At 72.3% G+C, this 18,279-nt stretch carries 14 protein-coding genes, 1 pseudogene and 1 riboswitch; of the genes and pseudogenes, 5 read left to right on the top strand and 10 right to left on the bottom strand.

Features of this window, described 5'->3' with window-relative positions; all coding sequences use genetic code 11:
* Positions 1 to 39 precede the first annotated feature (39 nt).
* The 5 genes from JSY14_RS11060 to JSY14_RS11080 all read right to left on the bottom strand — a co-directional run bounded on the left by JSY14_RS11060 (position 40) and on the right by JSY14_RS11080 (position 8,013).
* Entirely contained in the window at positions 40 to 939 is a 900-nt protein-coding gene (locus JSY14_RS11060) for a mechanosensitive ion channel family protein (RefSeq protein WP_259559080.1), read from the bottom strand.
* A gap of 35 nt (positions 940 to 974) precedes the next feature.
* On the bottom strand, positions 975 to 3,533 hold the full coding sequence (gene pepN, locus JSY14_RS11065) for an aminopeptidase N (protein ID WP_259559081.1): 2,559 nt from the start codon (positions 3,531 to 3,533) through the stop codon (positions 975 to 977).
* Between the two features lie 67 nt (positions 3,534 to 3,600).
* Positions 3,601 to 4,218, bottom strand: a complete 618-nt coding sequence (locus tag JSY14_RS11070; protein WP_259559082.1) for a ribonuclease FAU-1 family protein — start codon at positions 4,216 to 4,218, stop codon at positions 3,601 to 3,603.
* A gap of 202 nt (positions 4,219 to 4,420) precedes the next feature.
* Positions 4,421 to 6,250 (bottom strand): ABC transporter ATP-binding protein, encoded by a 1,830-nt coding sequence (locus JSY14_RS11075; RefSeq protein WP_259559083.1) that lies wholly within the window; start codon positions 6,248 to 6,250, stop codon positions 4,421 to 4,423.
* The gene (locus tag JSY14_RS11080) at positions 6,247 to 8,013 is read right to left on the bottom strand and encodes an ABC transporter transmembrane domain-containing protein (protein ID WP_259559091.1); all 1,767 of its coding nucleotides are present in this window, start codon (positions 8,011 to 8,013) and stop codon (positions 6,247 to 6,249) included. Before JSY14_RS11080 ends, JSY14_RS11075 begins: the two co-directional genes overlap by 4 nt.
* Before the next feature lie 243 nt (positions 8,014 to 8,256).
* Between JSY14_RS11080 and JSY14_RS11085 the strand changes: the two genes are divergently transcribed.
* The 5 genes from JSY14_RS11085 to JSY14_RS11105 all read left to right on the top strand — a co-directional run bounded on the left by JSY14_RS11085 (position 8,257) and on the right by JSY14_RS11105 (position 12,148).
* Positions 8,257 to 8,874: a DsbA family protein gene (locus JSY14_RS11085; RefSeq protein WP_259559093.1), complete on the top strand. Its 618-nt coding sequence runs from the start codon at positions 8,257 to 8,259 to the stop codon at positions 8,872 to 8,874.
* Between the two features lie 33 nt (positions 8,875 to 8,907).
* On the top strand, positions 8,908 to 9,393 hold the full coding sequence (locus JSY14_RS11090) for a ribose-5-phosphate isomerase (RefSeq protein ID WP_259559096.1): 486 nt from the start codon (positions 8,908 to 8,910) through the stop codon (positions 9,391 to 9,393).
* Positions 9,393 to 10,439 (top strand): Fpg/Nei family DNA glycosylase, encoded by a 1,047-nt coding sequence (locus JSY14_RS11095; protein ID WP_259559099.1) that lies wholly within the window; start codon positions 9,393 to 9,395, stop codon positions 10,437 to 10,439. The genes JSY14_RS11090 and JSY14_RS11095 overlap by 1 nt, the downstream gene beginning before the upstream one ends.
* A gap of 313 nt (positions 10,440 to 10,752) precedes the next feature.
* Entirely contained in the window at positions 10,753 to 11,499 is a 747-nt protein-coding gene (locus tag JSY14_RS11100) for an alpha/beta fold hydrolase (protein WP_259559101.1), read from the top strand.
* Between the two features lie 67 nt (positions 11,500 to 11,566).
* Positions 11,567 to 12,148: a GNAT family N-acetyltransferase gene (locus tag JSY14_RS11105; protein WP_259559104.1), complete on the top strand. Its 582-nt coding sequence runs from the start codon at positions 11,567 to 11,569 to the stop codon at positions 12,146 to 12,148.
* A 4-nt stretch (positions 12,149 to 12,152) separates the two neighbouring features.
* Here JSY14_RS11105 and JSY14_RS11110 read toward each other — a convergent pair whose 3' ends face one another.
* From JSY14_RS11110 to JSY14_RS11130, 5 genes and pseudogenes are all read right to left on the bottom strand, one after another.
* Positions 12,153 to 12,545 carry an ankyrin repeat domain-containing protein gene (locus JSY14_RS11110; RefSeq protein WP_259559106.1) on the bottom strand — a complete coding sequence of 131 codons (393 nt, stop codon included), beginning with the start codon at positions 12,543 to 12,545 and terminating at the stop codon, positions 12,153 to 12,155.
* 70 nt (positions 12,546 to 12,615) lie between these two features.
* Positions 12,616 to 14,814 carry an ATP-binding cassette domain-containing protein gene (locus JSY14_RS11115; RefSeq protein WP_259559109.1) on the bottom strand — a complete coding sequence of 733 codons (2,199 nt, stop codon included), beginning with the start codon at positions 14,812 to 14,814 and terminating at the stop codon, positions 12,616 to 12,618.
* A gap of 17 nt (positions 14,815 to 14,831) precedes the next feature.
* On the bottom strand, positions 14,832 to 15,467 hold the full coding sequence (locus JSY14_RS11120) for an ECF transporter S component (RefSeq protein ID WP_259559111.1): 636 nt from the start codon (positions 15,465 to 15,467) through the stop codon (positions 14,832 to 14,834).
* A 45-nt stretch (positions 15,468 to 15,512) separates the two neighbouring features.
* A riboswitch (TPP riboswitch) is annotated at positions 15,513 to 15,619 on the bottom strand.
* 38 nt (positions 15,620 to 15,657) lie between these two features.
* Positions 15,658 to 16,269: a hypothetical protein gene (locus JSY14_RS11125; RefSeq protein WP_259559113.1), complete on the bottom strand. Its 612-nt coding sequence runs from the start codon at positions 16,267 to 16,269 to the stop codon at positions 15,658 to 15,660.
* A pseudogene (locus JSY14_RS11130) lies at positions 16,266 to 18,277 on the bottom strand (M13 family metallopeptidase). The gene JSY14_RS11125 and the pseudogene JSY14_RS11130 overlap by 4 nt, the downstream one beginning before the upstream one ends.
* Between the last annotated feature and the right edge of the window lie 2 nt (positions 18,278 to 18,279).

The following is an 18,279-nucleotide window of genomic DNA, read 5'->3' on the forward strand; positions in this document are numbered from 1 at the left end:
GGCGTCATCCTCTCAGGGGTCGGAGCGCGGCGGAGGGCGTCAGCCCTGCTGGGTCTCGGCGTACTTCGGCAGCGCGAAGGGGATGTCGGCCCGCTGGAACGCCACCCGGATGCGGCGCCGCAATTCCATCTCCACGCTCCACTGCTCCCCGGGGTCGGTCTTGACCATCACCCGGCGCCGGAAGCGGGTGCCGTCCACACCGAGGATCCCGGAGATCTGCACGTCGTCGCGGAGCAGCGGGGCCCACTCCTCATCAGCGGAGATCTCCTGCGCCACCTGATCCAACACCTGGGAGACCACGGCATTGTCGGCCTGGGAGTCGATGTCCAGCAGCACCACCGCGGTGGAGTAACCGCGGGACTTGTTGCCGATGCGGATGATCTCTCCGTTGCGGACGGTCCACAGGGTGCCGTCCAGGCCCCGCACCTGCGTCACGCGCAGGTTGATGTTGGTGACGGTGCCCTCGGCATGCTCCAGATCCACCCAGTCGCCCACGGCGACGATGTCCTCCAGCAGCAGCACCATCCCGGCGATGACGTCCTTGATGATGGTCTGAGCGCCGATGCCGGCGGCCAGACCCACCACCCCGAGGGAGGCCAGCAGCGGGCCGACGTCGACGCCGATCTCCGAGAGGATCATGATCACCGTGACGATGAAGACCCCGGCGGAGAGGATGTTCACCGCCACGGTGCCGAGGGTCGCGGCGCGCTGCTCACGCCGCTTCGCCGCGGCCTCCGCGTCGCGACGACTGCGGCGGACCACATGCTGGGTGACGCTGGACAGCGCGGTCCCGGAGTCGACCACCCCCCGCACGACGCGGCGGATCAGCCACGCACCGGCGGCCCGGGCCACCACCGCCAGCAGCAGGATCAGCAGAATGCGGACGCCCCCGGACAGCAGCCACGCGAGCATGGAATCGAGGATCTCGGAACCTTGCATGCGTCGAGGCTAACCAGCCGGGGGCGCCCTCACCGTCAGCGGGTGACGTCGGCCTCCTGGACGCGCAGGGCGCGGGCGGTGTCGTCGCGGCCCTCCATCACCGGGCGGCGCAGGCCCAGCGGGGCCTGCGGGTGCTCCGCCAGCCAGCGGTCAGCGCGCTCCACGACCTCCTGACTCGGGAACTCCATCGGGAAGTACCCCTGGATCAGCCGGTTCGCGATCTCATTGGAGCGGTTCGCCCACACCTGGTCGAGCATCGCGAAGTACGTCTCCTCGTACCGGCCGACGAGCTCGCGGTCCTGGACCCGCCAGAAACCCTGCACCACGGCGGTGATGGACTCGTTGGCGAGGGTGTCCTCCTCGACGGTCACGCGCCATGCCTCGGCCTTCGCGTCTGCGGTGGGACGGGCCGCGCGGGCCGTGAGGGCGGCCTTGCGGCCGGACTGGGTGTCGTCCTGCGCGAGGGTCGCGGCGATCGCGGCGTCGTCGGCCTCCCCGAGGGACGCCAGTGCCGTCACCAGCTTCCAGCGCAGATCGGTGTCGATGCTGCGGCCGGCCAGCTCCTGAGTGCCGTCGAGCAGGCCCTGCAGCGTGCGGGCATGGTCCGGGGTGCTCGCCAGGCGCGCGAAGGCCTCCACCAGCTGCAGCTGGGTATCGGATCCGGCCTCGGCCCCCTGGGTGAGGGACCACAGGGCATCGGCGGTGGCACGGGTGCGCTCGGCCCGATCCTGCGGGGCGGCGAAGCGGGTCGTGACGGCAAGCAGCTGGGAGAGCAGGTTCCGCACGACGCTGGACTCGTGCTCCCCGGTGAGGTTCGCCAGTAGCAGCGCGTGGAAGTCGCGGCTGGGCATCTCACCGTCACGGGTCATGTCCCACGCGGCCGACCACAGCAGGGTGCGGGCCAGGGAGTCGTCCAGGTCACGCAGGTGTTCCATCGCCACGCGCAGCGAGTCCTCATCCAGGCGGACCTTCGCGTAGGTGAGGTCGTCGTCGTTGACCAGCCACAGGTCGGCGCTCTCACCCTGCAGCTGCGGGACCTCCGTGAGGTCACCGTCGACGTCGATCTCCACCTGGGTGGTGCGGCGCAGGGCACCGTCCTGCAGACGGAACCCGCCCACGCGCAGACGGTGCGGGCGCAGCGTCGGGTAATCGGCCGGGGCCTCCTGGGCGATGGCGAACCGGGTGATGGCACCGTCACCGTCCTTCTCGACGATCGGGCGCAGCAGCGTCACGCCGGCCTTCTCCAGCCACAGGGCCGACCAGGTCCGCAGGTCGCGACCGCTGGTGGCCTCCAGCTCGGTGAGCAGGTCACCCAGCTCCGTGTTCCCCCAGGCATGCTTGCGGAAGTACGCCCGCAGGCCCTCGAAGAACGCGTCCTGGCCGACGTACGCGACGAGCTGCCGCAGCACGGAGGCGCCCTTGGCGTAGGTGATGCCGTCGAAGTTCGTCTCCACGGCGTCGAAGTCGACCATGTCCGCGACGATCGGGTGGGTGGAGGGCAGCTGGTCCTGGCGGTACGCCCAGGCCTTCTCGGATCCGGCGAAGGTGGTCCACGCGTTGGTCCAGCGGGTCGCCTCGGCCGAGCACAGGGTGGAGGCGTACTCCGCGAAGGACTCGTTCAGCCACAGGTCGTCCCACCAGCGCATGGTGACCAGATCGCCGAACCACATGTGGGCGAGCTCGTGGAGGATCGTGAGGTCGCGGCGCTCCCGCACGGCGTCGGAGACATCGGAGCGGAAGACGTACGACTCGACGAAGGTGACGGCCCCCGGGTGCTCCATCGCGCCCATGTTGTACTCCGGCACGAACACCTGGTCGTACTTGGGGAACGGGTAGTCGCAGTCGAAGGCCTTCTCGTAGAACTCGAAACCGGCGCGGGTGACGGCGAGGATCGGCTCCACATCGAGGTGCTGTGCGAGGGAGGCGCGGGCGTACACCCCGGCGGGGATGTCGCGGCCGTCGCGGGTGCGGATGGTGCCCTCCCCGCCCTCGTACTTCCCGGCGATCAGGGCGGTGAGGTACGTGGAGAGCGTCTCCGTGGGGGCGAACTCCCAGGTGGCGACGCCGTCGCGACCCTCGACCGGCACGGGCTGCGGGGTGGGGGAGTTGGAGATGACGCGCCAGTGCTCCGGTGCGGTGACGGTGAACTGGAAGGTGGCCTTGAGGTCGGGCTGCTCGAAGCACGCGAACATGCGGCGGGCGTCGGAGACCTCGAACTGGGTGTACAGGTAGACCTCGTCGTCGACGGGGTCGACGAAGCGGTGCAGGCCCTCACCGGTGTTGGTGTAGGCGCCATCGGCGAGGATGCGCACCTCGTTCGGGCCGACGACCAGCTCGGGCAGCGTCACCCGGGCGCCGTCGAAGCGGGACGCCGGATCCTCCAGCAGCTCACCGTTGAGCTCGATCTCGTGCACCGCGGGGGCCAGCAGATCCACGAAGGTGCCGCGGGCCTCGGTGGAGGTGAAGCGGATCGTGGTCTCGGTGCGGAAGGTGGTGGGGCCGGTGGTGAGGTCCAGTCGGACGTCGTAGGCCTGGGTGCTGAGGAAGGACGCCCGCTCTCGGGCTTCGTCGCGCGTGAGGTTCTCGGTGGACATGCCACTATCCAAGCAGAGTCCCCGACACCCGGATCAGCGCCGGTGCAGTGCCGGGTCCGCCCCGGGATCAGCGGTGCGTCAGGTCCAGGTCCCAGCTGTAGTGCGCGGGCAGTGGCGGGATGCCCCAGGACGGGTCCGGGAAGAAATGCTCGAACCCGGCGCCGAAGGGGTAGGTCCAGCGGGAGATGTGGTCGACGGCGAGGCGGCCGGCCTCACGGATCGCGGCGACCTCCTCGGCATCGAAGTACCCCACGCGCTCGGCGCCCTCGAGTTCGTCCTCGTCCTTGTAGTGCCAGTCCCGCCGAGGCAGCACCACCAGGTCGAGCACGTGATCGCGGGTCCGCACGCCCTCCTCCGTGCGCTCGTACGGTGTCTCGAGGTTGACGTAGTAGCAACCGAGGGAGCCGTCGTCCTTGTAGAACAGCCACACCGAGTACGGGGTGTCGGGCAGACCGATCATGAGGATGCCGTTGCCGGTCCACAGCTGTTTGGACTGGACACGGCGTTCGGTGAACATGCCCTCGTCCCCGGCGCGTCGCAGGGCCGCGCCGTTGGGGAGCACCGGCAGCAGGACCTCGGTGCCGGGGGCGATCCACACCACGATGCCGCGGTCGTCGTCGAGCACCACCGTGCCGGGTCGGACGGTGCGGGTGGAGTGTTGAGGGGTGTAGTAGGTCCAGGTCACCTGATCCCCAGGTGACCATCGCGCAGAGCTGTGCATGGTCTCGTCCCGGCCGGGGTAGGCCCCGCGGCCGTCCCGGCGCCGTCCGGCCGACCGGCAGGGGACGGTAGTGCTCCCGCGGGGGGCAAGGTGTATGCCTCGACCATACCCCGGGGTGTCCCGCCCGGCGCTCAGGCGCGGTTCAGGCCCACGACCATCGGGGGCCTCACCCCTCCCATGCCGACCACAGACGGGCGTAGCTGCCACCGCGTGCCACCAGCTCCTCGTGGCTGCCGTCCTCGACGACGCGGCCCTGCTCCATCACCAGGATCCGGTCGGCCTGCCGCGCCTGCGAGAGGCGGTGGGCCACGATCACCGTGGTCCGTCCGGCCGACACCGCCAGCGCCGCCCGTTCCAGGGTCCGTGCTCCCGCGGAGCCCTCGTCGGCGGTGGCCTCGTCCAGCACCAGCACCCGTGGATCCTGCAGGGCGATGCGGGCCAGCGCCAGTTGCTGCGACTGCTCGGCCGTCAACCTCTCGCCCTTCTCCCCGACCTCCGTCTCGAGGCCCTTCGGCAGGCGCTGCGCCCAGCCCCGCGCGCCCACCAGGTCGAGGGCCGCGAGCAGCTCGTCCTCGGTGGCGTCGGGACGTGCCAGGCGCAGGTCCTCGGCGAGGGTGCCGCGGAAGACGTGGACGTCCTGGTTGACGATGCTGGCGTTCGCCCGCAGGGCCTCCAGATCACCCCGGGTGAGGTCGGCACCGCCGTGCAGCACCCGACCGTGCCGGGGCGTGAGGGTCCCGGCGAGGATGCTCGCCAGGGTCGACTTCCCGGCGCCGGAGGCCCCCACCAGGGCGAGTGTCGAACCCTCGGGGACGTGCAGATCCAGCGGTTGCAGCACCACGTGCTCACTACCGTCGGCACGGGTGCCGTAGGCGTGGGAGACCCCTTCCAGGCGCAGGGACCCATCCACCGGGACCAGGGACCCGGGGGAGGTGGCGGTGGGGATCGACCGGATCACCCCGACCATGCGGGTGAGGCTCGCCGCGGCCGACTGCACATCGTCCAGCGAGAAGATCACCATCAGCATCGGCCACATGAGGCTCAGCAGGTACACCCCGGCCGCAGCCGCGGTGCCGACGGGCTGATCCGCGACGTTCACCAGCAGGTACCCGGCCAGGAGCACGAGCACCAGCGCCAGGTTCTCGGGGATCGCGAGGATCAGGCACACCCGCACGACCAGCCGCATCACCCGCCACCCCAGGGCGGCGGCGGCCTGCGACAGCACCGCCACATGCTCGGTCTCGCGCCGTTCGATGCCGTAGGCGTGCACGGTGGGAGTGCCGTGGATCGCCGACAGCAGACCCTGCGCGCGGGCACCCATCGCCACGCGTTCGGTGCGATAGATCGGGCCGGTGCGCCGCAGGTACCAGCGGCCCGCCACGGCATACATCGGCAGCACCGGCACGAGCACCAGCAGCAGCCAGGGGCTGAGCAGGATCATCGAGGCCAGGGTCACCACGACCATGATCACCGTCTGCACCAGGAACGGCACGATGTTGTTCACAGCACGGGCGGTGACATCCACGTCGTCGGCGACGCGGGAGAGGGCATCGCCGATCCCGGAGCGCTCCAGGGTCTGGGCGGGCAGGTCGAGGGCCCGGTCGATGACCTCCTCGCGCATGCCCGCGAGGATCCGCTGCCCCAGGGCGCTCACCAGCGCGAAGCCGAGAGCACCGAGTGCCGCGCCGAGGACGCCGTACACGACGGTCCAGACGGCGATCATCCACAGCTCCCGCGCCGACCCGCCGGCGACGACCGTGTCGACACTGCGGCCGATCAGCCGCGGCAGCATGGCGGTGCAGGCGGCCGACGCCGCCATCGTCAGGACCGTCGCGACCGCATGCAGCCAGCGGCGTCGCAACTCCCCCAGCAGGTGGTGGGAGGTGGTGCGACCATCGGCGATCGGCAGCAGGGCGGCGTGCTGATCCAACTGGCGCTGCGCCGTCGCGTCTGCGGAGAGGATCTCGTCGAGTTCCCGGTCGAGCTGCACGCTCATCGGTGCACCGCCTCGGCGTAGTCGGGTCGTTCCAGCAGGTCGGTGTGGGAGCCGGGGAGGGGGCCCGCGGGCGTGGCCAGCACCACCCGGTCGGCAGCGCGCAGCAGCGCCGGGGCGCGGGTGAGCAGGAGGGTCGCCCGGTCGGGACGGCGTCGCACCGCGACCAGCGCCTCGGCGATATGGGCCTCGGTGACGGCGTCGACCGCGGTGGTCGGATCCTGCAGCACCAGAACCGGCGGGTCCGCGGCGACCGCGCGGGCCAGGGCGATGCGCTGGCGCTGACCGCCGGAGAGATTCGCCCCGCGGTCGAGGATGCGGGTGTCGAATCCGTCGGGGAGGATCTCCAGCAGGTCCTCGGCCCCGGCGGCATGCAGAGCCTGCCGGGCCCACTCGTCGTCGGAGCCGTCGCGGGCGGTCCCGGCCGGGGCGCGCGTGGCCAGCTGGTCGCGCAGGGTGCCGTCGAACAGGTCCACCGCATGGGGTTCGACGAGCAGGTCCCTCCGCAGCTCGGTCAGATCCACCGCGGCGATCGGGCGGTCACCGAGGGTCGCTCCGCCGCCGCCCTGCAGCGCCGCGAGGACGTCATCGACCACCGAGGGATCCGGGGCGACCAGCGCGACCACCTCGCCGTCGGCGATATGCACCGGGTGGCCGGCCACCGGGATCGTCAGACCGCCGGTTCCCGGGCGTCGCGGGGCGGGTGCGCTCGCGCCGCTCTCCAGGCCGCCGAGGTCGTCGACGCGCCGGCCGAGATCCGCCAGCAGATCCCGCACGCGACGGGCCGAGGTCGACACGCCCGCCCACCATGTCGGCACCTCGGACAGACCGTGGAGGAAACCCATGATGGCGCGCAGCACCGCGGCGACCGCGATCAGCGTGCCCAGGGACAGCTGCCCGTCGAGGGCGCGCTGCGCCGCGATCAGCACCACCGCCGCGAGCGTCACCGAGGTGATGATCGTCGTGAGCCCGGTGGCGACTCCGGAGAACCGGGCGTTCACCAGAGCGGCGTCGAGGGCGGTGCGGGAGCGGGCGCGGTACTGGGCGCGGGCGCGGGCCTGCACCCCCAGGCCCTGCAGCACCCGCAGGCCGTGCACCAGGTCGGTGGCGGTCGCCGCGGCGTCGGCTGCCCGGGACTGCTGCCGGTCGTAACGGTCTGACAGCACCGGTGTGACCACCCGCACCATGACCACCATCGCCGCCAGGCCCACCAGCAGCGTCAGGCCGAGCACCGGGTCCACCCAGGTCAGCCACACTCCCGCCCCGATCACCGCGAGGCTCCCCGGGATGGCCCAACCGAGCACCTCGAACACGTCGGAGGCCTTGTCGGCATCGGAGGTGGCGATCGACAGCACCTCACCGGCGGGTCGCTCCAGCGGGCGCGAGCTCGGATCCAGCACCGCCGCGGTGACCTGCACCCGCAGTCGGTGACGCTCCGTCATCCGCGCCCGCTGGACGATGCGGAACCCCGTGGCCCAGCACGCCAGCCCCACCAGACGCATCCCCACCAGCAGCACGATGCCCCACAGCAGGGCGCGCGGATCGGCGGCGACGATACCGGCGTCGATCACGTACCCCAGCAGGATCGGGATCAGCAGTTCGTTGCCTTCGGACAGCACGGAGGCGGGAAGAGCCACGAGGAGGATCCGCGGATGGCGGCGCAGCAGTTCGCGCAGCACGCCGGGAGGTGCACCGCGCGGGGTGTCGGGGGAGGTGATCGCGGCGGGGGATGCGGTGGGGAGCGCAGGGGAGTCGGGGGAGGGCACCCGCATATCCCAACCCACCCGACCCGGCGGGGCAAGCGTTTTCCGTGCGCACCCGTCATAGCCGGTCCCCGCCCGCGGTCGACGGGGGAGGGCCAGCGGAGCTGCGCCCCCGGCCGGGTCCGGTGTCGGGCGGGGGTGCCAGAATGGCAGCGTCACCCCGTGGCGTCCCGGACCTCCCGGGCCCCGCCGCGTGGGACCACCAGACATTGACAGCCGGACCCGGACAGAAGGAGAGCACCAGAGATGACCGCCCGCCGTGTCGACCTGTTCTTCGACCCCACCTGCCCCTTCGCCTGGATGACCAGTCGCTGGCTGCTGGAGGCCGCCCGGGTGCGCGACGTGGAGCCCCGTTTCCGCGTGATGTCGCTGTCCGTCCTCAACGAGGGCCGCGATCTCGACCCCGGGTACCGCGCGGCGATGGACCAGTCCTGGGGGCCGGCCCGGGTGGCGATCCGGGTGGAACAGCTGGGAGGGCAGGACGCCCTCTCCGCCTACTACACCGCCTTCGGTGAGCACTACCACGTCGGCGGCTCCCACGACCGTCGCGCCGCCACGGAGCATGCCGTGGCCGCCAGCGGGGTCGGCACGGAGGCCCTCGAGGTGTACGAGAACGTTGCCGGTGATGAGACGGACCGCGCGCTGCGCGCCTCCCACCAGGGGGCGATCGACCTGGTGGGTGATGAGGTCGGTACCCCGGTCATCTCCTTCGGTGCCGGCACCGCCTATTTCGGCCCCGTCATCTCCCCGGCCCCCAAGGGGGAGGCCGCGGGGAAGCTGCTCGATGCCCTCGCGACCCTCGCCGAGACCGAGGGCTTCTACGAGATCAAGCGCAGCCGCACCGGCGGTATCGACTTCTCCTGACCCCGTGCCGCACCCCCGCGAAAGGACGCTCCTGTGCAGATCCATATCGGCACCGATCACGCCGGTTTCGAGCTGAAGAACCGCCTCGTCGACTCCCTCACCGCGAAGGGCCATGAGGTCACCGACCACGGTGCCCACGAGTACGACGCCCTGGATGACTACCCGCCGTTCTGCACCGCGGTCGGGGAGGCCGTCGTCGCCCGGCCCGGGTCCCTCGGGATCGTCATCGGCGGCAGCGGCAACGGCGAGCAGATCGCCGCGAACAAGGTGCCGGGGGTGCGCGCCGCCCTGGTCTGGAATGAGGACACCGCCCGCCTGGCCCGGGAGCACAACGATGCCAACGTCATCTCCGTGGGCGCCCGCCAGCACTCCGAGGAGGAGCTGGAGCACCTCATCGACGTGTTCCTGGCGGAGCCGTTCAGCGGGGACGAGCGGCACCAGCGACGCATCGATCTGGTGGCGCGGTACGAGCGCACCGGCGGCTACGCGGCGGACGACGCCTCCGGCGCTCCCGCCTGATGCCGGAGGGCCACACCGTCCACCGCCTCGCCCGCACCTTCCGTGAGGTCTTCGCCGGGCAGCGGGTGCGGCTGAGCAGCCCCCAGGGGAGGTTCGCCGCCGATGCCGCGTGCCTGGACGGATGGTGGCTCACCGATGTCGAAGCGGCCGGCAAGCACCTGCTGCTGCATCTGGCGCCCGTCCCCGACGCCCCCGAGGGCTCGGACTCGGCGCTGATGATCCACGTGCACCTCGGGCTGTACGGCTCGTGGACCTTCGCAGGAGATCCTGACGTCGGCGGGCAGGGCTCCGCGCTCGCGCACGCGATCGGTGCCCCGCGGGTGCGGGTCGGGGAGCGGGAGCAGGCCGTCACCGACACCTCCGCCCCGGGGGACTGGCGGCAGACCCCTCCGCGCGGTCAGGTGCGGCTGCGGATCCTCGGCGAACGGGCGCTCGCGGACCTGACCGGCCCCACGGCCTGCGAGGTCATCGATGCGGCCGGTCGCACAGCCCTGCTCCAGCGCCTCGGCCCCGATCCCCTGCGGGGCGATGCGGAGTCGAGGGTGTTCGTGGAGCGGGTGCGTCGCTCCCGCACCCCCATCGGTCAACTGCTGATGGACCAGGCGGTGGTGGCGGGCATCGGCAACATCTACCGGGCCGAGCTGCTGTTCCGCGCCCGCGTGGACCCGTGGGTGCCCGGCCGGGACCTCACCGCCGGCCTCGTCGAGGGCCTGTGGGAGGACCTGGTGCCGCTGATCCGGTACGGGGAGCGCACCGGACGGATCGTCACCACCCAGGTGGAGCACCGTCACCTCGAGGCGCGCCTTATGGAGCGGCCCGGTGGCGCCCGCCAGAACGGCGATGACGATCCCGCCGCCGTCCCCCGCGAGCAGGCGTTCTACGTGTACCACCGGCAGACGCTGCCGTGCCGCCTGTGTCACACTCCCGTCCGCTCGTCAGCGATGGCGGGGCGCACCGTCTACTGGTGTCCGCGCTGCCAGCGGGTCCGCACACGCCGTTCCCCCTGGTCCCGCGAGCATCCCGCCGACGCCTGGGCACTGGAGTGAGTACCCATTCCGCGGTCGGCTCCGCCGGGGGAACCCCGAGGATCGGGGACCCACCCCCGGTGACGGCCCGCGGCATGCTCCCCGTGTCGGACGGCCACCGCATCCTGTGGGAGGAGGCCGGAGCGCCTGACGGGGTGCCCGCGGTGTATCTGCACGGCGGCCCCGGCGGGCGCCTCACCGCCGGGCACCGGCGCAACTCTCCCGCGGAGCGCACCCGCATGATCGCCCTCGCCCAGCGCGGCAGCCCGGGGAGCCTCCCGGAGGCCGGTCGGACCCACGCCCCGGACCCCTCGGCCTTCACCATGGAGCACTGGTGGCGGACCTGGAGGCGCTGCGGGAGCACCTGGACATCGAGGCGTGGATCCTCCAGGGGGTCTCCTGGGGCTCCACCCTCGCCCTCGCCTATGCCCAGCGGCATCCCGAGCGTGTGCTCGGCATCGTCCTGTTCGCCGTCACCAGCACGTTCCGGCGGGAGGTCGACTGGATCACCGAGGACATCGGCGCCGTCTTCCCCGAGACCTGGGATGCCCTGGCCACCCTCGCCGAGCAGCACACCGGATTCGACCGCACCGATCGGTCCGACGGGCGCCTGCGCCTGGTCGAGGCCTACCGCCGGATGGTGTTCAGTGACGATCCAGAGCTCGTGGACACCGCGGCCGCCACCTGGTGCGCCTGGGAGGAGGAGCACATCCGCCTCGGCGGTGGCGGGACCCACCCGGTGCCGCTGCCCGGGGCCCATCCGACGGTGACGGAGCAGGAGAGGTGCCTCGCGCGGTTGGTGACGCACTACTGGGCGCACGACGGGTTCGTCGCCGATTGGGCCGTGCCCCATGGTGCCGCACCCGGCAGTGGACTGCTCGGTGGGATGGGCCGCCTCGCGGGCATCCCCGGGGTGCTGATCCACGGGCGGCGGGACATCTCCGGCCCCCTGCTGACCGCCTGGGAGCTGCATCGGGCCTGGCCGGGCAGTGACCTCGTGGTGGTGGAGGACGAGGGGCACGGCGGTCCCGCCATGGTCCGCGCCTGGGCGCAGGCGATGGAGCGTCTCACCGCCCGGTGACCGCCCCTCCCTCGCGCCGGACAGGTGGACAGGTGCCACACCGGGGCCGGGTATGTACGGTCGAGCCATGCCCACCACCCCTGACACCTCTGATGCCCGGTCTGCTGCGGAGCACGACGTCACCGAACCGCCCGCGCCCCGCTCGCACCGCGCCGCCGCGGATCGGCCCGAGGCGGGGGAGCCTTCGCTGGTCGAGCATCGGGCCCGGGTGGGGGATATCGACCCGGTGACCCTGTACAGGCTGCTGCGCCTGCGGCAGGACGTGTTCGTCACCGAGCAGCAGGTCACCGACCCGGACCTCGACGGACGGGACCTCGAGGACGGCTCGGAGCTGCTGTGGATCAGCGCCGGCGGAGAACCCGTGGCGCATCTGCGGATCCTGGAGGGCCCGGGCGAACAGGTGCGCATCGGCCGGGTCGCGACCCGCGCCGATCACCGGCATCAGGGTCTCGCGCGGCGCCTCATGGGGCTGGCGCTGGAGCGGGCCCGGGAACGGCATCCGCAGTGGCCGGTGGAGATCGACGCCCAGGCGTATCTGGAGGACTGGTATGCAGCGCAGGGTTTCGTCCGCCACGGCGAGGTGTTCCTCGAGGCGAGCCTGGAGCATGTCGCAATGACGTACCAGCACCCCGGCACGCCACCGCGCTGACCCCTCAGGCGCCGGGCGTCTCCAGCAGCCGCAGCATCTCCTCACGGCAGAAGAACCGGGCGCTGTCACGGGCCGAGGGCGCGCCGGCGTCGGGATCCGCTCCGGCGGCGACCAGCGTCTCCACCACATCGGTGAAGCCCTTGAACACCGCACCGGCCAGGGGGGACTGACCACGGTCGTTGAGGGCGTCCACATCGGCGCCGCGGCGGGCGAGTTCCGCCACCAGCCCGGCGTGCCCGTGGTACGCGGCGAGCATCAGCATGGTGTTGCCGGCGGAGTCGCGCATCTCCAGCGGCGCCCCCTGGTCCAGCACCGGGGTGAGCTGCGCGGTGGCGCCCTGACGGGCGGCGTCCATCATCTGCTGGGCGAGGGCGAGGGCCGGGTCGTCGTCGGTCATGCCCTCCAGCGTAGGGGCGTCGGCGCGAGTGCTGTGCCCGGTGCCGCACCCCGGGGTGTTGCCGGGGCGGTCAGCCGCCCAGGATGGCCCGCATCGCGAACGGCCAGGCCATCAGCAGCATCCCGGCGGCGAGGCCGATCCCGTCGGCGCCCGTGAACCGACTCGGCAGCGCCCAGGTGCGGCGCTGCGCGGTCGCGAACCCGCGGGCGTCCATCGCGGTGGCGCTCTGCTCGGCGCCACGGATCTCCTGCACCAGCAGTGCGAGGGTGGAGCCGCTGAGCGCCGCGATCGTCGAACGCAGGGACCGCCACGGGTGCCGCCACCGCACCTGCGGTCCCAGACCCCGCAGCTCCCGGGTCTGGGTGATCGTCAGCCAGTGCCGCTGCACCTGACTGATCCGCACGAGGCCCACCACCATCGCCGCGATGGGCCGGGCGGGCAACCGCAGCCGCCCACCGAGGGCGTCACCGAGTGCGGTCGGGTCGATCCCGGTCAGGGCCAACACCCCGGGGGCGACGAACAGCCAGATCCGCAGCCCCTCCTTCGCGGACACCGCCCACGCCTGCGGGGAGAACAGCGTCGCGTCGCTGAGCAGCATCGTCGACCAGGCGAGGCCGAGCGCCCCGACCGCGGCGGGCAGCAGACGCAGCAGGGTGCCGCGCAGGGTCCGGATCGTCAGCGGCGCCAGCAGCAGCATCGGCAGCAGCGACAGCAGACCGATCTGCCAGGTGTCCACGGCGAGGGAGCCGACCGCGCTGAGCGTGGCGATGACGATCGCCGTGAGGGGGTTCAGGCGGTCGCTGGGCGCGGACGGCTGGTGGGACACCGGCCGGAGGGTGGTGTCAGCGGCCCCGGGGGTCGGGGGCGGGGCGGGGACCGTGACCTGCTGCCCGGCACGGTCGATCAACCGCGGGTCGTGGCTGCCGGCGATCACCGCGGCACCGGAATCCCTCGCCTCCTCCACAAGGTCGAGGATGTCGCGGGCGCGGGCATCATCCAGCCCCACCGTCGGTTCGTCGAGCACCAGCAGCTGCGGCCGGGAGGCGAGCGCCGCGACGATCGCGAGGCGGCGCTGCTCCCCACCGGAGAGGGTGTAGGGGTTCGCGGCCGCGAGAGCGTCCAGCCCCGTGGTGCGCAGCAGACGCTGCGCGAGCTCCGGGTCGGCGCCGACGGACGCGCGGGCCTCCTCGTCGACGGTGCGGGCGACGAACGACGACTCCGGATCCTGCGGCACGAACGCCACCCGGGTGGGTCGCTCCACGCTCCCGAGAGCCGGTCGCGACAATCCCAGCAGCACCCGCAGCAGGCTGGTCTTGCCGGCGCCGCTGGGGCCCGTGACCGCGGTGAGGGTACCGGCGTGCAGCGTCAGGTCCAGGCCGTCGAGGGCGGTGCGGGCGACCCGAAGCCCCCGGGCCCGCAGCACCACCGGGCCCGCAGCGGCGCCGGCGTCCGGGCGGGTCCCGGGGGAGCAGAGGGAACGCCTGAGGGCCTCCGCGGCGGGGGCGGCGGACAGACCGAGCAGCTCGGGGTACCGGTCCCGGGCGGTGTCCGGGTCGGTGTCGGCGAGGACCCGGCCCTGCGGCCCCAGCACGATCACCCGGTGCACCTGCGGCAGCCACGCCTCGGCGTGATGGTCGGCGACCACCAGGGTGCGGGGGCCGACGGTCTCCAGGACCGCCTGCCGCACCGCGGTGGCGGTCGGCGCATCGAGCATCGCGGTGGGTTCGTCGAGCAGCAGCGCCTCCGGTTCCAGACTGAGCGCACCCGCCAGCGCCAGCCGTTGCTGCTGCCCGCCGGAGGCATCCACCGGAGCCCGATCGGCGGGGAGGTCCACCGCCGCGGCGTCATGCGCCGCGGTGACGCGCTGTTGGATGGCCGCGCGGCCCAGCGCCAGGTTCTCGGGCCCGAAGGCCGTGTCCCGCGCGGCGGTCGCCCCGACCATCGCATGGGCGGGGTTCTGCAGCAGCAGCGCACACGCCCCGGAACGGCCAGGCGGGGTCACGTGCCCGCTCAGCTCACCGGCCTCCGGGTCGAGAAGACCGGCGAGCGCCCGCAGCAGGGTGCTCTTGCCGCTGCCGCTGGCGCCGACCAGCAGCACCCGCTCACCGGCTCCGATCCGCACGGTGACGTCGTCGAGCGTCGGTGCGGAGCGGCCCAGCGGCGTCCACCGCAGATGGTCCACACACAGCAGGGGCCCCGCGGGCGGGTCCGCGGGCTCCCCCACGGGTGGGACCGGGGCCGGGGAGGCGGGCGGCACGGAAGAGGTCACAGGCAGGAACCGCGCGATCAGACGCGGTGGGCGCGGGCGTGCTCACGCCCCGGGGGGAAGGCGTTCAACGCGCCGGTGGCCGCGAGCGCCCGGGTGAGCCCCCAGCCGAGCAGACCTGCGAGCAGCGCGCCGGAGACGAGGAATAGCAGCAGCAGCCACAACCCGGCGGCGGTGGAGAACTCCTGGTAGTAGAAGAACCGCTCGTACACCCACTCGAAGGCGGCGGCCACCATGCCCGCGGCGATCGCCACCGGCAGTCGGAACCGGCGGTACGCCGTCAGTGCGAACACGAGCTCCACGCCGCCGCCCTGGATCAGGCCCGACACGACGGTGGCCCACCCCCACTGGGCTCCGAGCATCATCTCCACCACGGCGGCGATGACCTCCGCCAGGAGGGCGGCGCCGGGGCGTCGGACGATGAGGCCCGCGAGCACCGCCGGAAGGAACCAGATCCCGGCGAGGATCCCCACCGACGGCGGGAACAGGGTGGTGAGCGGGGTGAGGAGGGTGTACAGCGCGCCGTAACCGAGGAACGCGATGCCGAAGGCCACGCCGATCGCGACGGTGACCATCAGGTCGACGGTGCGGTGGCGGGCGAGGGGGCGGGAGGCGAGCTCCTCACCGCGGCCGGTGGGGGTGGTGGTGGTCGTCATGCCGTCTCTCCTTCCGTTCGGAAGGGCGGTGGGGCGCATGGCTCCACCGGAGGTATCCCGACTCCCTACGCCGGTGCTGACCGGGTCAGGTTCGAAGGGTCTGCGCCCTGTGCGCACTCTCAGCACCCGATGGTGCTCCCCTGTCTGCGGATGACCGTCCGATCCTACCGCGCAGGGGAGGGTGGTGCGGTCAGCGGCGCGCGCGCAGCGCCTGGTCGATCGCCGCGGCGGTGGCGTCGACGTCCACGGGGGTGATTAGGAAATGACGGTTCTCGCGGCCCATGATCTCCACCGCGGTGCCGGGGCGGGTGACGAGGCTGACGTACGGGTCCTGGGTGTGCCCGGTGGTCCAGACGCGACGGTCACCGACCGGTCGGCGCTCACCGGGATCGCCGGACATCACCCGGCCGCGGCGCCAGCCGACCCCACCGACGGTCACGCCGAGGGTCTCCGCGGGGATCTCCCGCAGCTGCACGGTGCGCATCTCCTCCAGCGGCCACACCGGCTGCGGCAGCATCCCGCCCCAGGAGACCGTCACCCCGTGGCCGTCGACGATGAACCGGGTGGCCAGACGCATCCACGTCCACAGCGCATACCCCACGAACAGCAGCGCCGCCATCACCGGCATCAGCGGACCCGGGGTGAGCGGCCGCACCAGCAGCAGCACCACCAGCACCGCCCCCATCACCAGGGTGAGCAGGATGCGGGTCCAGCCGACGGCGCCGGGGCGGGTGGCGCCGACGTAGAAGGGCATGTCCTGGTGGGCGGTCCGATCGGAGGACGCCCGCGGGCGACGCGTCACCAGATCTCCACGCGCGCCTCGGGCGGCAGGAACAGGGCGTCGCTCTCCGTCACCCCGAAGGCCTCGTAGAACTCGGGGACGTGCTGCGGCGGGATGTTGCAGCGGAACTCCGGGGGGAGTGCGGGTCGGTCGCCAGCCGGCGGATGGCCTCCTGGGGACGATTACGCCCCCGCCACACCGTCGCCCACGACAGGAACAGGCGCTGCAGGCCGGTCCAGCCGTCGATCTTCGCCTGCGGATCCTCAGCGGTGGCGAGGTACGCCGACACCGCGATCGACAGCCCCCCGAGGTCACCGATGTTCTCCCCGATCGTCAGGGCGCCGTTGACATGGTGCGTCGGATCCAGATCACGGGGGGAGAGCGCGGAGAACTGGTCGATGAGTTTCGCGGCACGGGCCTCGAACTCGGCCCGGTCCACCGCGGTCCACCACGACACGAGGTTGCCCCTGCCGTCGTACTTGCTGCCCTGGTCGTCGAAACCGTGGCCGATCTCGTGGCCGATCACCGCGCCGATGCCGCCGAAGTTCACGGCGTCGTCGGCCTCCGCGTCGAAGAACGGCGGCTGCAGGATCGCGGCGGGGAACACGATCTCGTTGGCGCTGGGGTTGTAGTAGGCGTTGACGGTCTGCGGGGTCATATGCCACTCGGCCGGATCCACCGGGTGGCCCGCCTTGGAGTACTCGTGCTCGGCGTCGGCCCGACGGCTGGCGCGCACGGCCTCCACCAGGTCCAGGCCCGTGAGGTCGAGCTCCGCGTAGTCGCGGGGATTCTCCGGGTAGCCGATCTTCGGGGTGAACAGTGCCAGCTTGTCCAGGGCGCGGTCGCGGGTGGCGGGCGTCATCCAGTCACGGCGGGAGATGGACGCCCGGTAGGCGTCGATCAGTGCATCCACCAGGGCCTCCACCCGCTCCTTGTGCTCGGCGGGGAAGTGGCGGTCCACATACAGGCGGCCGACGGCGAACCCGAGCGACCCCTCGACCAGTCCGACGCCGCGCTTCCACCGCTCCCGCAGTTCCTCCGCGCCGGAGAGCACTCGGCCGGTGAAGGCGAAGTCCTGGTCGACGAACTCTGAGGACAGGTACGGGCAGTACGAGGCGACGGTGTGCAGCACCAGCCAGGAGCGCAACACCGCCAGGTCGGTGCCCGCCAGCAGCGGGGCCATGCGGGTGACGAACTCCGGCTGGCTCACGCACATCACCTCGAGTGCCTCCGTGGGCGCTCCGGTGCCCTCCTCGAAGGCGTCCCAGGGGAACTGCGGGGCGAGCTCACGGCGCCCTGCGGAATCCAGCGGGTTGTATGACTTCTCGCGGTCGCGCTGACGCACCACGTCGACATGGCAGGCCGCCAGCTGGGTCTCGAAGTCCATCACCGCCTCGGCGATGGTCTCCGCATCCCCGGGCAGCATCCCTGCGCGGCCCTCCAGGGACGCCAGGCGTGCCAGCGCCGCCAGGTGCTTCACGTACTCCACGCGGACCTCCGCGTAGCGGTCCTCCCGGTAATAGGACTCATCGGGCAGGCCCAAGCCCCCCTGATGGAGCTTCACCTGGTAGCGGGAGGAGTCGGCGTCGTCCATCCAGACGTACGCCAGCAGGGGACCGGTGCCGCTCTCCGGGTGGGCGCTGCGCGCCACCAGGGCGGGCAGGTCCTCTGCCGCCAGGAGCGGCGCGAGAACCGGCTCGAGGGGCTCCGCCCCGGCGTTCTCGACGGCCTCGGCGTCCATGAACAAGCGGTACAGGGTGCCGATCAGCAGCGTGTCGCGGGAGAGCCGGGAGGGATCGGGGGCTTCCTCGACCTCGGTGGCGGCCTCCTCGGTGAGCACGCGCACCTGGTCTTCTGAGAGGTCACGCAGCCGACGGAACTCCCCGTCGGCGGCGCGGTCCCCGGGCATGACGTACTCCTGCAGCCAGCGGCCGTTCACGAATCCGAACAGGTCGTCCTGGGGACGGATGGAGGGATCCGACCAGGACAGGTCGAGGCCGGAGCGGGGGGTCGGGACGGAGGTGATCATGC

This window comes from Brachybacterium sillae, assembly GCF_025028335.1.
GTDB lineage: Bacteria > Actinomycetota > Actinomycetes > Actinomycetales > Dermabacteraceae > Brachybacterium > Brachybacterium sillae.